The sequence below is a fragment of the Streptomyces sp. NPDC043861 genome, from assembly GCF_056435905.1.
This window is the reverse complement of record NZ_JBWKDP010000004.1, coordinates 292,545-307,397: the sequence shown is the minus strand read 5'-3', so window position 1 is coordinate 307,397 and position 14,853 is coordinate 292,545. Positions and strand designations below refer to the sequence as shown.

At 71.5% G+C, this 14,853-nt stretch carries 12 protein-coding genes; 7 read left to right on the top strand and 5 right to left on the bottom strand.

Annotation, left to right across the window (positions count from 1 at the left end; translation table 11 throughout):
- Positions 1 to 139: 139 nt before the first annotated feature.
- On the bottom strand, positions 140 to 1,063 hold the full coding sequence (gene bla, locus AC068D_RS12250) for a class A beta-lactamase (RefSeq protein ID WP_478823130.1): 924 nt from the start codon (positions 1,061 to 1,063) through the stop codon (positions 140 to 142).
- Between the two features lie 177 nt (positions 1,064 to 1,240).
- On the opposite strand from bla, the gene AC068D_RS12245 reads away from it, so the two are divergent.
- The 5 genes from AC068D_RS12245 to AC068D_RS12225 all read left to right on the top strand — a co-directional run bounded on the left by AC068D_RS12245 (position 1,241) and on the right by AC068D_RS12225 (position 4,937).
- A complete protein-coding gene (locus AC068D_RS12245; RefSeq protein WP_478822900.1) occupies positions 1,241 to 2,146 on the top strand; it encodes a LysR family transcriptional regulator in 906 nt (301 codons plus the stop codon).
- Positions 2,143 to 3,045 carry a serine hydrolase gene (locus AC068D_RS12240; protein WP_478822899.1) on the top strand — a complete coding sequence of 301 codons (903 nt, stop codon included), beginning with the start codon at positions 2,143 to 2,145 and terminating at the stop codon, positions 3,043 to 3,045. The genes AC068D_RS12245 and AC068D_RS12240 overlap by 4 nt, the downstream gene beginning before the upstream one ends.
- 114 nt (positions 3,046 to 3,159) lie before the next feature.
- A complete protein-coding gene (locus AC068D_RS12235) occupies positions 3,160 to 3,711 on the top strand; it encodes a hypothetical protein (RefSeq protein WP_478822898.1) in 552 nt (183 codons plus the stop codon).
- Between the two features lie 96 nt (positions 3,712 to 3,807).
- The gene (locus AC068D_RS12230) at positions 3,808 to 4,200 is read left to right on the top strand and encodes a DUF6086 family protein (protein WP_478822897.1); all 393 of its coding nucleotides are present in this window, start codon (positions 3,808 to 3,810) and stop codon (positions 4,198 to 4,200) included.
- A gap of 245 nt (positions 4,201 to 4,445) precedes the next feature.
- Positions 4,446 to 4,937 (top strand): excalibur calcium-binding domain-containing protein, encoded by a 492-nt coding sequence (locus AC068D_RS12225; protein ID WP_478822896.1) that lies wholly within the window; start codon positions 4,446 to 4,448, stop codon positions 4,935 to 4,937.
- A gap of 589 nt (positions 4,938 to 5,526) precedes the next feature.
- Here the strand turns inward: AC068D_RS12225 and AC068D_RS12220 are convergent.
- Positions 5,527 to 6,357, bottom strand: coding sequence for an LLM class F420-dependent oxidoreductase (locus tag AC068D_RS12220; RefSeq protein ID WP_478822895.1), 831 nt, complete (start codon positions 6,355 to 6,357; stop codon positions 5,527 to 5,529).
- 329 nt (positions 6,358 to 6,686) lie between these two features.
- Between AC068D_RS12220 and AC068D_RS12215 the strand changes: the two genes are divergently transcribed.
- Together AC068D_RS12215 and AC068D_RS12210 are read left to right on the top strand one after the other, a co-directional pair.
- Positions 6,687 to 8,249, top strand: a complete 1,563-nt coding sequence (locus tag AC068D_RS12215; RefSeq protein WP_478822894.1) for a CehA/McbA family metallohydrolase — start codon at positions 6,687 to 6,689, stop codon at positions 8,247 to 8,249.
- Positions 8,250 to 8,420: 171 nt separating this feature from the next.
- Entirely contained in the window at positions 8,421 to 9,437 is a 1,017-nt protein-coding gene (locus AC068D_RS12210) for an alpha/beta fold hydrolase (protein WP_478822893.1), read from the top strand.
- Between the two features lie 88 nt (positions 9,438 to 9,525).
- Here the strand turns inward: AC068D_RS12210 and AC068D_RS12205 are convergent, their stop codons facing one another.
- From AC068D_RS12205 to AC068D_RS12195, 3 genes are all read right to left on the bottom strand, one after another.
- Positions 9,526 to 11,085 (bottom strand): APC family permease, encoded by a 1,560-nt coding sequence (locus tag AC068D_RS12205; protein ID WP_478822892.1) that lies wholly within the window; start codon positions 11,083 to 11,085, stop codon positions 9,526 to 9,528.
- A gap of 245 nt (positions 11,086 to 11,330) precedes the next feature.
- Entirely contained in the window at positions 11,331 to 12,767 is a 1,437-nt protein-coding gene (locus AC068D_RS12200) for an aldehyde dehydrogenase family protein (protein ID WP_478823129.1), read from the bottom strand.
- 32 nt (positions 12,768 to 12,799) lie between these two features.
- Complete coding sequence (locus AC068D_RS12195) at positions 12,800 to 14,539, bottom strand: N-acyl-D-amino-acid deacylase family protein (RefSeq protein WP_478822891.1); 1,740 nt, start codon at positions 14,537 to 14,539, stop codon at positions 12,800 to 12,802.
- Between the last annotated feature and the right edge of the window lie 314 nt (positions 14,540 to 14,853).

Here is a 14,853-nt window from a genome sequence, read left to right as displayed (position 1 = left end):
CGGGCGGCCCGCGCACCGTTGCGGACGTGCGGAATCACATGCTTCGCCCGCCCGAGCCGCCACACGGGAACCGCCCGTCACAACACCTTCGCCACGTCACGACACCTTCGCCACATCGCGACACCTTCGCCACGTCACGTCACGACACCTGGTCCGCGACCACCGTTGCCGCCTCGGCGATCAACGCGTCGTTCCACCGGGCATCCTGGCGATCGCGGCTCGACAGGACCGCCATGACGATGGGCTCGGCACCGCGACGGGGCCACACCACGGCGATGTCGTTGCGCGTGCCGTAGTGGCCGCCTCCGCTCTTGTCGGCGACGGTCCAGTCCTTCGGAACCCCGGCCCGTACCAGCGTCGAGCCGGTCGTGTTGGTCCGCATCCACCGGGTCAGGAGCGTGCGTTCGTCCTCGCCGAGCACGTCACCGAGGACGAACGCACGCAGGTCGCCGGCGAGCGCGCGCGGCGTGCTGGTGTCGCGCGGGTCGCCCGGGGTCGCCTCGTTCAGTTCCGTCTCATGGCGGTTCATCCGTGTGACGTCGTCGCCGAGGTCCTCGAGCATCGCGTCGAGCTTCCCCGGCCCGCCCAGCGCGTCGAACAGCAGGTTGGCTGCGGTGTTGTCGCTGTGGCGGAGGGCGGCGTCGCAGAGCTGTCGCAGCGTCATGCCGGTGCCGGCGTGCTTCTCGGTCACCGGTGAGTGGTCGACCAGGTCGCCCTTCCCGTACGTGATCACCTTGTCGAGCCCTCCGCTGCCGTACTTCCGGAGCACGGCACCGGCGGCAAGGGCCTTGGACGTGGAGGCGTACGCGAACCGCTCGTCCGCCCGGTACGCGATCTCGCGCCCCGTGCCGGTGTTGACGGCATACACGCCGAGCCGCGCGTCGAACTTCCGCTCGAGCCCCTTGAACGCCGTGTCGACGGAGGCCGGCGCCGCCGCAGCGGCGGTCCTCCCCGGCGAGGGGACGGAAGCGGCGCCGGCGGAAGGCGCGGTCCGGCCGCAGGCCGTGAGCGGGACGAGGGTGAGCGCGACGACCGCACCGAAGGCGGCGCGGCGGGCGGGCATGTGGGGCATGGTCCGAACCTCCGGGTCGGCCCCCGCGGACGTACGGGGGCATGTCTTGTGTCCCTGGCGGACCCACCCGGGACCGCGCTGGTCACGCGTTCACCCTCGCCCACCGGGGCCTATGCGATCCAAGACGCGAATGCACGGTTTCATGCCGATTCCGCATAGGCTCGGGACATGGATGTCGTCGCAGCGTGCCGGGCGTTCGTGAGCGTCAGTGAGCGCGGAAGCTTCACCGTGGGAGCGGCTGCCGCGCGGATGTCCCAGTCGGTCGCGAGCCGTCGGGTCGCCGCCCTCGAGCAGCACTTCGGTGAGCAGCTCTTCGAGCGGACGCCCCGGCGGGCGGCCCTCACCCCGTTCGGACGGGACATGCTCCCGGTGGCCCGGCGGCTGGTGCGCACGGCCGACGCCCTGGAACGGGAGGCGGAGACGGCCAAACACAGGACGGTACGGCTCGCCGTACCGGAACTCGGCTCGACCGGCGGTCTCGCCCGGCTCGTCGCCGACGCCCGCGAGCACGGCGTCTCGCTGGAGCCGCGGGTCGCAGGGCCGGCGGAACGAGCCGAGCTCGTCCGCTCCCAGGAGGTCCGCGCGGCGCTGGTCGCCGTACCGCCCGACCAGGCCGTGTGGTCGGTACCGCTGGGCCTCGCAGGTATCCGGGACGAGGGCCCGGGGCGCGTCTACGTCGAGACGCTGCGCGCGGGGCGGGCCGAGCTCTCCCCTCCGCGCCGGATCCTGGTCCAGCCCGAGGACGACGTACCCCATGTACGCGACCCCCTGGGGCGGCTGTGCGACGCGGTCGGCCTGCGGCCCGCGCAGCTCGTCGTGGCAACGAGCCTCACCCTCGCCGCGGCGGAAGTACTGCGCTCCCCCGACCTGTTGCTGTGCTCGGCACCGCAGGCCGTGGAACTCGGCCTGCACTGGCGTCCCCTCGGCGAGACCGCCCTGGTCCGGGGATTCGCCGTCGCGGCCACGGCGGCCGGTGACCCCGAACGTCTCCGAGCCCGCCTGGGCGATGACTTCGCGCGCTGTCTCGGGGCGCAGGCGGCGGTCGCGGGTGCCGAGGACCGGGAGGTCGCATGAACACCGCGAGACTGCTGGACGAGCTGCGCCGGGAGCTGTACGACGGCGGCCTGTCCGGGTCCTTTCTGGTGCGGGACCTGCACACGGGGGACGAGCTCGGCATCGATCCGGACACCGAGCTCCCCGCGGCCTCGCTCGTCAAGATTCCGCTGGCAGTCGTCACCCTCGAACGCATCCGGCGGGGTGAGATCGACGGCTCGACGATGCTCGACGTCGGGCCCGGGGGCATCACCGCACCCGGGCCGACCGGGCTGAGCCGCTTCCGTCATCCCGCCCGTATCGCGGTCGACGACCTGCTCTATCTCAGCACCTCATTGAGCGATGGAACGGCTGCCGACGCGTTGTTCGGGCTCACCCCGCCGGACCTGGTGGCGGACATCCTCCGGGAACTCGGCCTCCACGGGCTCGCCGTAAGGCACACGATCCGTGAGCTGACCGACACCCCCGCCGAACGGCTGGGTGCCGCGCAGGGGCACTTGGCCCAGTCCCTGGCGATCGACGCGGGCACGGGCGGCGGCGGACACAGGCTGCCGCAGCTCGACGTGAGCCGGGCCAACACCGGCACGGCGCGCGCGTTCGCCGATCTGCTGCAGGCCCTGTGGTCCACGCCGTCGGCGATAGCTCCCCAGGTGGCGGAGCGCGTACGTGCCCTCATGGCGGACAATGTGCTGCGGCACCGGCTGGCCCCGGACTTCAGTTCCGATGCGTCGGCCTGGTCGTCGAAGACGGGCACTCTGCTGAACCTCCGGCACGAGGTGGGCGTCGTCGAGCACGCCGACGGGCAGACCTTCGCCGTCGCGGTCCTCACCGAGTCGCGCGTGCCCGCGAGCAGTCAGCCCGGCGCCGAGGCCCTGATGGCACGGGTCGCCCGTCGGCTCCGGGACGAACTCCGGGTGTGAGCAGGCCGATTGAGCGCGGCTGGCCCGGGTGGGGTGCGGGACGAGTCGGGCTCGGCATGGCGCTGCCCGGCGCCCGGGCGGAAGCGGAAGAAAGGGGAACGGAAGGGAGGGGGCGTGGACGTGTCCGGTCGGGCCCCGTGGACCACGGCTGGTACGCCGGCGCCCCGGCGGTACGAGTATGTCGGCGACCCCGCCATCCGGGCCGCCGTGCGCCCCGGGAGCGAGGGGCGGATCATCCGGTCGATCGACGACTTCAATGCCTGGGCCGGCGAGCAGCCACCGGACGAGCTCGCCGAGCCGTTCACCTATGTCGTCGACGAGAGCGGTCGTCTGCGGCTCGCGCCCCGGCGCAGTGAGCACATCGCCTGTGCGGGCCGGGGATGGGTTCAGGGAGCGGGGGAGATCACCTTCGTACGCCGGGAAGGAGGCTGGACGGTCTCCGCCGTCAGCAACCAGTCCACCGGATACTGCCCGGCACCGGATTCATGGGCGGCGGTCGCCGGTGCGCTGGACGGGGCCGGGCTTGCACGGCCCGAACGCTTCACTCACGAGGTCGTGTTCCGGCGCTGCACGGGGTGCGGGCAACTGAACATCGTGCGGGACGGGGACTTCGTGTGCGTCTTCTGCGATGCGCAACTGCCACGGGAGTGGAACGTGGACCAGTAGCGCCGCTCCGTTGTCGCGTCGAGGAGGCACGGCGTGCGGGGTGTGCGGGGGTGTGGGCGGCTACGGTGATCGGCGCGACCAAGGGGAGGCACCACGATGAGCCAGTTCTTCGACATGGGTGACGAGACACTGTGGAACCCGTCCACCGGTGTGGCCCGGATGTTCCAGCGGCAAGTTGCGCTGTACGAGGAGGAATTGGGGATCCCGTCCGGCATCGGCCCGATGGAGTCCGACGAGTGCCGGATCGATCCGGCCACCTTCGCGGCCTTCGTCGACGCCCTGCTGGCGTGGCACCGGAAGGGGAGGCACACCGTCATGGTGGCGCTCTCCGAAGGGTTCGTGGCCACGACGCTCGCCCTGGCCATGCGAGCCCGACTCGACGTCCGGTGGGCGGAACCCGGCACGGCGCCTCACCGCCCCACGGACGAGGACCTGTGGGAGGACCTGCAGGAGAGGGCGCGGGAGTTGATGCGCGCCGTGTCGCCGTGACCGCGATGCGGCCGTGGCGATGCGGCCGCACCGCGATGCGAGCCGTGCAGGCGAGCGAACCCGCCACCTCGCCGGGACCACACGCCTGTGCAGCCGCCTCCGGACCTCGCGGCCCCAGCGGCTCTGCGAACCCTGCGAACCCTGCCGGTTGAGAAATCAACGAATTCGGGCGAACCACTGACCCCGGGAGCCACCCCGCACTAATGTGACCCACCTCACACATCGCCGCGCGCGAAGGGGGACACATGAACCCGTACGACCCCAATCCCGGCTGGACACCGCCCGGCACACCGCCGCCCCCTCCACAGCAGCGGACCCGCATGGTCGACAAGCCCAAGTTCTGGATCACCATCGCCGCCACCGCCTTCCTCGCGGGCAGTTGCGGAGTCGGCATCGGCGCGAACGGGGACACCGGTGGCGACGACAAGAGCACCCTCGAGGCGGCGAGCGCACGGCCCGCAGAGACGGTGACGGCGACCGTCACCGCAACCCCCGCGGCCCTCAAGGCCGCGCCGGGGCCGACGGTCACCAAGGAAGTCGAGGTCGAAGTCACCGAGACCGTGACGGCCACCGTCACCGAGCAGGCCCCTGCCGTCGCCGACGAGGACAGCGACGACAGCGCCCACTACGAGAACTGCGACGCCGCACGTGCCGCCGGCGCGGCTCCCGTTCACCTCGGCGACCCCGGGTACGGCCGCCACCTCGACCGCGACGGCGACGGGACCGGCTGCGAGTGACGGCGGCATGCCCGCCCCCGGAATCCGGGAACCCTGAACACTGCTCCGCCCGCGTCACGGAGCGCCGGCCCCGGGCGTGTTCCCCGGTGCGCCGGCCCGGCGCCCCCGGGCCCGTCGGGACCGGCACGAACCGGCACGTGGAACTCGACGAGGTCGAAGGGCCGGCCCACACCCATGTCCGGCGAACGCGCGGCCATGACCTCGGCCTTCAATCCCGAACTCGTCGTCGGGACTCTGCTCGCCGACGGGCCGGCCACCACGGCCCACCCCGGCGCGGAACTCCGGTCGGCCCTCCGAGCCCTCGCGCGGGAGGACCCGCACGCCCGGTCCTCCTACGCACACCTGCGGCGTCCGACGGCCGACACCGGTCAGCCACGTCGGGCCCCGTGGGGCGGCCAGGGACGTTGCCGGCCTCAGGGGGGCGGCACCTGGGCGAGGCATCCAGGCCGCCGACGCCTTCGTGACTCCGCTCCTCGGCGATCGCTTCACCGGCACGTGGCTCCCGGAGAAGGCCGACGGGGTACCGGTCGGCCTCCCGGAGAAGGCCGACGGGGTACCGGTCGGACGTTGACCAACCCCTCCTGTGTCGTCACAGGTACTGCGCGTACTCGTCCAGCACCCTCAGCACCTCTCCCTCTCCCGCGGGAGGCAGCTGAAGCACCAACTCCTCCACGCCCAGCTCCGCGTAGTGCGCAAGCTTGCCCGCCGACGGGAGGACCGCGTACGGCACGATCTGCAGCGCATCCGGATCGCGGCCCGCCTTCTCCCACGTCTCCCGCAGCGCCGGCACCGATTCCGTCAGGCCACGGCCGCCGATCGGCAGCCAGCCGTCCGCGTACTCCGCGATGTGCGCGAAGAGCTTCGGTCCGGCCGCGCCGCCCACCAGGATGCGCGGGGCGCCGCCGCTCACCGGCTTCGGGTACGCGTACGACGCCCGTACCGATCCGAAGTCGCCCTTGTACTCAGTCGGTTCGTCCGCCCACAGCGCCCGCATCAGCAGCATCCGGTCACGGCCCAGCTCACGCCGCGTGGACCACTCGACCCCGTGGTCCCCGGCCTCCTCCTTGTTCCAGCCGAAGCCGACGCCGAGGGTGAAGCGGCCCCCGCTCAGATGGTCCAGGGTCGCGATCTGCTTGGCGAGAGAGATCGGGTCGTGCTGGGCGACGAGGGTGATCCCGGTGCCGAGACCCAGGTCCGAGGTGACGGCGGCCGCCTGGCCCAGCGCGACGAAGGGGTCGAGCGTGCGTCCGTACTCGGGCGGCAGGTCACCGCCCGCCGGGTACGGGGTGGTCCGCTCGACCGGGATGTGGGTGTGTTCGGGCAGATACAGACCCGCGAAGCCGCGCTGCTCCAGCTCGCGCGCCAGGCGCACGGGCGTGATCGTCCCGTCCGTCAGGAAGATCGTGGTCGAGATCCGCATACCGGCCCCTCCGTCGTCATCCGTCGTATCCGTCGGCGTCTGTCGCCACCGGTGGCGTCCGTCGTCGTCCGTCGGCGTCTGTCGCCACTGGTGGCGGGGCCGAGGGTATGCCGTCCGGCACCGGATTCCGAGGGCCCTCGTGCACCGATTCCGCGCGCCGTCCGGCACCGGGTTCCGAGGGCCCGCCCCCAGTGCTCCCTTCCGGCACATTCCGGCAATCCGCCGGCCCCCTTCCCTTGCCATGCGATCCATGGCTGAGTACCAGAGTTGGGAAATCACTCCACCGCACCACTCCTGTCCCTCTCACCACCCCCTTGGGAGCCGACGGCATGTGCAAGGAAGACCCGATCAGCAGACGCGGTCTGTTCGTGACCGGAGCCGCTGCGGCGCTTACGTTGGCCAGTGTGAGCTTCGCCGAGGCAGCAGCCGAAGAGAGCACCACCAAGGTCGTGCGCGGCACTCTCCCGCCCGGCTCCCCCGACTTCGTCCATCTCCCCGTCGAGATCCCTCGCGGAGTCTCGGAGATCCGGGTCTCGTACACGTACGAGAAGCCGCCCGTCCCCCCGGGCACCCAGGGCAACGCCCTGGACATCGGCATCTTCGACGAGCGCGGCACGGCTCTCGGCGGCAAGGGCTTCCGCGGCTGGTCGGGCGGGGCACGCAGTGAGTTCTTCATCCGGGGCGACGAGGCGACGCCCGGCTACATCCCGGGGCGGATCCGTTCGGGCACCTGGTACGTCGTGCTCGGCCCGTACACGGTCGCGCCTCAGGGGCTCGCATACACGGTCACCGTCACCCTCACCCACGGCACACCGGCCAGGACCCCGGCACCGGTCTACCCGCCCGAGCGGGCCAGGGGGCGTGGCCGGGCCTGGTACCGCGGGGACTGCCATCTGCACTCCTGGTTCTCGGACGGCAGGCGCACTCCCGCCGAGATCGCCGCCCTCGCCCGGGCGGCCGGACTGGACTTCATCAACAGCAGCGAGCACAACACCCATGCGGCGCACGGTCATTGGGCCGAGGCCGCGGGCGACGACCTGCTGGTCCTGCTCGGCGAGGAGGTGACCACCCGCAACGGTCATGTCGTCGCCATCGGCACCGACCCGGGCACCTTCGTCGACTGGCGCTACCGCGCCCGGGACAACCGGGGGTCCCCCCGGGACGCAAGGGCCCAGGGGGCGTTCGGCCACTACGCCCGCGAGATCCGGCGCGCCGGCGGGCTGGTCGTGCCCGCCCACCCGCACGCCACCTGCATCGGCTGCAACTGGAAGTTCGGCTTCGGGGAGGCGGACGCGGTGGAGGTCTGGAACGGGCCCTACACCCCCGACGACGAGGTGTCCCTGGCCTCCTGGGACAACACCCTGGTCGCACCGGCCCGTTCAGGAGCACGAGGAGAGCCGGGAGGGCCGGGCGGGCGCTGGACCCCGGCCATGGGCAGCAGCGACGCGCATCGCGATCCGGATGCCGTCGGCACCCCGCAGACCGTGGTCCTCGCCGAGGATCTGACCCGCGAGGCAATCCTCGACGGCATCCGCGCGGGCCGTTCCTATGTCGCCGAGTCGTCGGCCGTGACCCTGACGTTCGAGGCGACCGGCGGCCGCGGCCGTCACGCGGGCATCGGCGAACGGCTGCACGTCGCCCCGGACGATCCGGTGACGGTCCGCCTGGAGGTCACCGGTGCCCCCGGCCGCACGGCCCGGATCGTGACCGACCAGGGCGTGCTGCACACGGTGACGCTCCCCGAGTCGGGCCCGGGCACGGTGGAGTGGCGTACGACGGCGGCCTACGCGACGTACGTACGGGCCGAGGTCCGCCACGCACCGGTGATCCCCCTGCTGCCCGGGCCGCTGGCGGCGTTCACGAACCCGGTGTTCCTGGGGCGTCCCGCGTGACGTGATCCCGGTATGACAACACGAGGGGTGCCGCACCGGCTGAAACCCGCCGCCCCGGGCACAACCGTGTTCGAATTCCGTGGTACGGCGGTAGGGGGATCGTGGCGGTGATCGGCGGCCGGTCACCCGTCGTGCACCATCAGAAGTTCGATGAGCCCTTCAGGAGGACGCATGTCACAGCCCGTCAGCTCTCCCTCCACCGCGATGGAACCCGCGCGACACCGGCTGGTGGATGTCCCGGGTGGGCGCATCCATCTGGTCGAGCAGGGCGCCGGGCCCCTGGTTCTGCTGGTCCATGGATTCCCCGAGTCGTGGTACTCGTGGCGCCACCAGCTCCCGGCGATCGCCGCGGCGGGCTGTCACGCCGTCGCCATCGACGTGCGCGGCTACGGCCGCTCGTCGAAGCCCACCGACGTGGAGGCGTACCGGATGCTGGCCCATGTCGCCGACAACGTGGCCGTGGTGAAGGCTCTCGGCGCGCAGACCGCGGTGATCGTGGGGCATGACTGGGGCTCACCGATCGCCGCCAACAGCGCCCTGCTCCGGCCGGATGTCTTCACCGCCGTCGGGCTTCTCAGCGTTCCCTACGCGCCGCGCAACGGGATGCGGCCCACCGAGGCGTTCGCGCAGTTCGGCGGTCCAGGGGAGTTCTACATCAGCTACTTCCAGGAGCCCGGCAGGGCGGAGGCGGAGATCGAACCGGACGTCCGGCGCTGGATCGCGGGCTTCTACACGGCCCTGTCGGGCGGCGTGAAGCCGCCGGCCGACGGCAGCGGGCTGCCCTTCGTCGCTGAAGGCGGCAGGCTTTCGGACGGTTTCCCCGACGTCCCGCTGCCGTCCTGGCTCACCGAGGCCGACCTCGACTTCTACGCGGGCGAGTTCGAGCGCACCGGTCTGAGCGGGCCGCTGAACCGCTACCGCAACGTCGATCGGGACTGGGAGGATCTCGCCGCGTGGGACGGGGAGCCGATCACCCAGCCCGCACTGTTCATCGGCGGGGAGTACGACGGTCCCACCCAGTGGATGGCGGATGCCATCAAGGCCTACCCCACCACCCTGCCGCGCCTGGTGTCCTCGCACATCCTGGACGGCTGCGGGCACTGGGTCCAGCAGGAACGGGCGGACGAGGTCAACGCGCTCCTGGTCGACTGGTTGCGGGCGCTGCCGGCGGGCCCGGGGCAGCGCTGAACGTGCTGGGCCCGGCTCCCGGGAAGGGGGCCGGGCCCAGGGCGTGCTCAGCGGCGCGGGGCGGTCCGCGACCACCGGCGCGAACGCGTCAGTCCGCGACCACCAGCGACGGAGTGTCCTTCGTCAGGACCTCGCCCCGGAAGAACGCGGGGCTGCGGCGCTGCATGACCAGCATGATGACGCCGCCGAGGAGCAGCAGGCCGACGCCGATCACGAACACCGAGCCGACGCCGAGGACCGCGGAGCCGGATCCGTAGGCCGGGTCCCACATGTCGTGGAGCGTCTTGCCGAAGACCGCCGAGAGCAGGGCTCCGCCGAGGACCGGGAAGAGGCCCTTGAAGGCGAAGTCGCGGCCCGAGCGGAAGAGTTCGGCCCTGAAGTACCAGGCGCAGGCGAAGGCGGTCAGCGCGTAGTAGAAGCAGATCATGAGGCCGAGCGCGTAGATCGTGTCGACCAGGACGTGCTCGCTGACCAGGGTCATGACGGTGTAGAAGGCGCCGGTGGCGACGCCCGCGATGATCGTGGCGCGGCCGGGGACCTTGAAGCGCGGGCTGACCTTCGCGAGGGAGGCGGGCAGCGCCTCGTACGTGGACATCGCGAGCACCGTGCGGGCGACCGGGATGAACGTCGTCTGGAGGCTGGCCGCGGCCGAGGCGAGGACGGCGACGAAGAGGGCGACGCCGAGCACCGGGCCCATCACCGGTCCGGCCAGGGCGGCGAAGACGTTGTCGGAGGTCTCCGGATTGGCGAGGCCGAGGCCCTTGTCGCCGGAGCCCACGGCCAGCTGTGCGGCGATGCCTGTGGCGAGGTACGAGGCGACCAGGACGACCATCGCGACGAGCGCGGCACGGCCGGGGGTCTTCTCGGAGCCGGTGGTCTCCTCGTTCGTGGACAGACAGGCGTCCCAGCCCCAGTACATGAAGATCGACAGGGAGAGACCGGCGGTGAAGGCCGCGAAGGACTGGACGGCGAAGGGGTTCATCCAGGACCAGGAGAAGTCGACGCCGGTGTCGAAGACACCACTGCCGGCTTTCTGGAAGGCCATCACGACGAAGACCGCGAGAACCACGAGCTGGAGACCGACGAGGGCGTACTGGACACGCTTCGTGGCGGTCATTCCGCGATAGCTGATCGCGGTGGCGACGGCGATCAGGACGAGGCACGTGAGGATGTGGACGGCCTTGTTGCCGTCCAGGGCGGCGACCGACTCGCTGCCGGTCAGCTCGCCGGCCAGCAGCCAGAAGTAGGAGGTCGCGACTCCCGCGAGGTTGGAGAGCACGATGATCGTCGCGATCACCAGGCCCCAGCCGCACATCCAGCCCACGCGCGGCCCGAAGGCCTTCACCGTCCAGGTGAAGGAGGTGCCGGAATCCGGCATCACCTTGTTGAGCTCGCGGTAGGCGAAGGCGACGAGCAGCATGGGCAGGAAGCCGGCCAGGAAGACGGCGGGCATCTGCAGGCCGACCTCGCCGGCCGTCGAGCCGAGGGTCGAGGTCAGGCAGTACACGGGGGCGACCGTCGAGATGCCTATGACGGCACTGCCCAGGAGGCCGACGGAGTTCCTTTCGAGCCCCTTGGATCGGACGCCCCCTTCAGAGCGTCCCCGTACCGTGTCTCCGACCTGGGGTCGCATGTCCAGCTGAGTCATGAAGAGGACGTTAAGTGCTGCGGTTCCCGTATCCGGAGGCACAAAGTCCGACGATCACTCCTTCGATTCACCACCTCAAATCAACTGATGATCAAGGATGTATAGGTTCGCCACGGCATCCATCGTGACATCCAAAGGCAGCATCCTGAACGTTCCGGATTGCGAAAACCGCAGCGGTGCCCGTTTTGCCCCCTTTCAAAATTTTCCGTGCGGTCATGTCCCGGCCATCCGACGGGCGCGGGCGGTCAGCCCCCGGGCCAGACGATCGCCTGCGTCTCGCTGTACGCGTGCAAGGCGTACGAGCCCACGTCCCGCCCCACCCCGCTCTTCTTGAACCCGCCGAACGGCGCCTCCATGTTCCGGCCGATCGTGTTCACTCCGACCCCGCCGGCGCGCAGCCGCCGCGCCACCCGGAAGGCTCGCGCCGCATCCCCTGACCAGACGTAGTCGATCAGCCCGTAGTCGCTGTCGTTGGCGAGCGCGATGCCCTCCTCCTCGTCGTCGAACGGGACCACGACCACGACCGGTCCGAAGATCTCCTCCCTCACGACACGCATGTCGTTGGTGCAGTCGGCGAAGAGCGTCGGGGCGACGTAGAAGCCGCGGGCGAGATCGGGGCGCCGGCCGCCCGCGACCAGCCGGGCGCCTTCCTTCTTCCCCAGTTCGACGTACGACTCGATCCGGTCGCGATGCGCGGCGGAGATCACCGGGCCGACCACCGTGCCCCGCTCCGCGGGGTCTCCGACCTTCATGAAGGCGAGATAGCCCGTCAGCTTCTCGATCAGGTCCTCGTACACCGCCCGGTGGGCGAGTACACGCGTCGGCGCCGTGCAGATCTGACCGCTGTAGAAGGCGAAGGTCGTGCCGATGCCCATGACCGCCGAGTCGAGGTCGGCGTCCTCGAAGACCAGCGCCGCGCCCTTTCCGCCCAGCTCCATCAGCTGCCGCTTCATCGCCCGCCCGCACACCTCGCCGATGCGCTGCCCGACCGCCGTGGAACCGGTGAAGCTGACCATGTCGACGTCCGGCGAGTCGACGGCCGCCTCCCCCACCCCGGCACGGGAACCGGAGACGACGTTCACCACCCCCGGCGGCGCGCCCGCCTCGGCCAGCGCCTCGGCCATCCGGTAGACGGAGAGCGGGTCCTGCGGCGCAGGCTTCACGACGACCGTGTTGCCCATGGCGAGTGCCGGCGCGACCTTTCCCGCCGGATTCGCCCACGGGTTGTTGTACGACGTGATGCAGGTGACCACGCCGACCGGACGGCGGGCGGCGAGCGCGCCGAAGATCCCCGCCCTGCCCATCGGGCCCGCCTCGTTGATCTGGGGCGGCAGGCCCTGCTCGACGGGCTCCAGCGCACCCTTCGCATACCGCCGGAACCGGGAGATCCCCACCGCGACCTGCATTCCGCGCGCGGTGGCGGTCGTCGCGCCCGTCTCGGCCCGGGCGAGCTGCGCATACGCGTCGAACTCGCGCTGGATCACATCCGCGGCCCGGTCCAGGATCGCGGCGCGCTCCTCGGGGGCCGTGCGGGACCAGGATTCGAAGGCGTCCCGGGCGGCTGCCGCAGCCTCGTACACCTGCTCGCGGCTCGCCTCCGGGGCGAGGCCGACGGGTTCCTCGCTCGCCGGATCGATCACCTCGTAGTGGCCGCCGTCCGGCTCGACCCACTCCCCTCCCATGTACAGCCGCTGTCCGGCCGGGTCCGCGGCGGTCACCGGGTGCTCACCGTCCTGGTGTCCCTGCCCGACCGCAGCACCCGGCCGGGGACAGCCCCGGTGACCTGGTCGTCGCGGATGGTCTCGACGCCGTTGACGCGGACGGACACGATGCCGACCGCCCGTGAGTCCAGCCGCGGGCTGTCGCCGGGCAGGTCGTGCACGAGGGTCGCCGGGCCGGCGTCGATCCGCTCGGGGTCGAAGAGGACCAGGTCCGCGTGGTGGCCCTCGACGATGCGCCCGCGCTCGCGCAGGCCGAAGAGCTGTGCCGGGTCGTCGGTGAGCATCTTCACCGCCTCTTCCAGCGGGACCAGTTTCCGCCCGCGCAGACAGTCGCCGATGAAGCGGGTGGTGTACGGCGCCCCGCACATCCGGTCCAGATGCGCACCGGCGTCGGAGCCGCCGAGCATGACGTCCTCGTGCTGCCAGGTCTCGGCCCGCAGAGCCCAGCTGTCCGGGTCGTTGTCGGTGGGCATGGGCCACAGGACGGTCCGCAGCTCGTCGTTGGCGCAGATCTCGACGAGGCACTGGAAGGCGTCCTGGCCGCGTTCGGCAGCGATGTCGTTCACCACACGCCCACTGAGGCCCTCGTTCTCCCTGGAGTAGGTGTCCCCGATGACATAGCGGCCGAAGTGGGCGAGGCGGCGGAAGACGCCGGCTTCCCTGGACTTCGCGCGGCGCAGCATCTCGGCCCGGACGGCCGGGTCGCGGAGCTTCGCGATGCGTTCCGGGACGGGCAGGGCGAGGATGTCGCCCCAACCGGGGATGAGGTTGAGGGCGCAGAAGGTGCCGAGGGACATGTTCATCGGCGTGAGGATCGGCATGGTGAGGGCGACGATCCGGCCGCCTGCCTTGCGGGCGCGTTCGCTCGGGACCAGCTGCCGCGGTACGCGTTCGGGTACGGCGGCGTCGATGGTGAGGACGTTCCAGTTGAGCGGGCGGCCCGCGGCGACGCTCATCTCGACGAACAGATCGATCTCGTCGTCGGAGAACTGGTCGAGGCAGCCCGCGACGATGGCCTCGAGCTGGGTGCCCTCGTGCTCGGCGACGGCCCGCGCCAGGGCGAGCAGCTCGGCGGGGTCGGCGTGCCGGGAGGCGACGGGTTTGCCGTCACCGTCGGAGTGGGTGGACGACTGGGTGGTGGACAGGCCCCAGGCCCCTGCGTCCATGGCGTCGTGGAGGAGCCGCAACATCGCATCGAGTTGCCCGGGGCTCGGCCGGCCGCCGACCGCGTCCGGGCCCATGACGTGGCGGCGCAGCGCGCAGTGGCCCACCATGAAGCCCGCGTTGACGGCGATACGGCCTTCGAGCGCGTCCAGGTACTCGCCGAAGGTGTGCCAGGTCCATGGTGCGCCTTCCTCGAGGGCGACCAGGGACATGCCCTCCACCTTCGACATCATGCGGCGCGTGTAGTCGGCGTCCCCGGGACGGTCGGGGTTGAGCGGGGCGAGCGTGAATCCGCAGTTGCCGCCGGCGACGGTGGTCACACCGTGGTTCATCGACGGGGTCGCGTACGGGTCCCAGAAGAGCTGGGCGTCGTAGTGGGTGTGCGGGTCGACGAAGCCTGGGGCGAGGACGAGCCCGGCCGCGTCCTCGCTCGTCCGGGCCCCCTCGCCGACGGTGCCGGGCTCGGCGATGACGGCTATACGGCCGTCGCGCAGTCCGACATCGGCGGTGTAGGCGGGGGCGCCGGTTCCGTCGACGACGGTAGCGCGCCTGATGAGGTGGTCGAGCATGCCTGCGTCCCTTTCTGGTGCGGTGCGTGCCTCTCCGGTGCGGTGCGTGCGCGAACAGGTGCGGTGCATGCGTGAGCAGGTGCGGTGCATGCGTGAGCAGGTGTGGCCCGGCCCGAGGGCGTCGCGGCCGGCCGCGGCCGCGTGGCCCTCCGGCCGGGCCGGATGCGGGTGGCGGTCCGGGAAGCCACCGCCCGCGGTCTGTGTCCTGGGGGCAAGCCCCCACGAGGCCCCCGCCCCGCTCCGGGGAGCCCGGTGCACCGACCGGGCGGCCCGGGCGGCCGGGCTCCGGCACCGACGGGCGGAGGTCTCGAGCC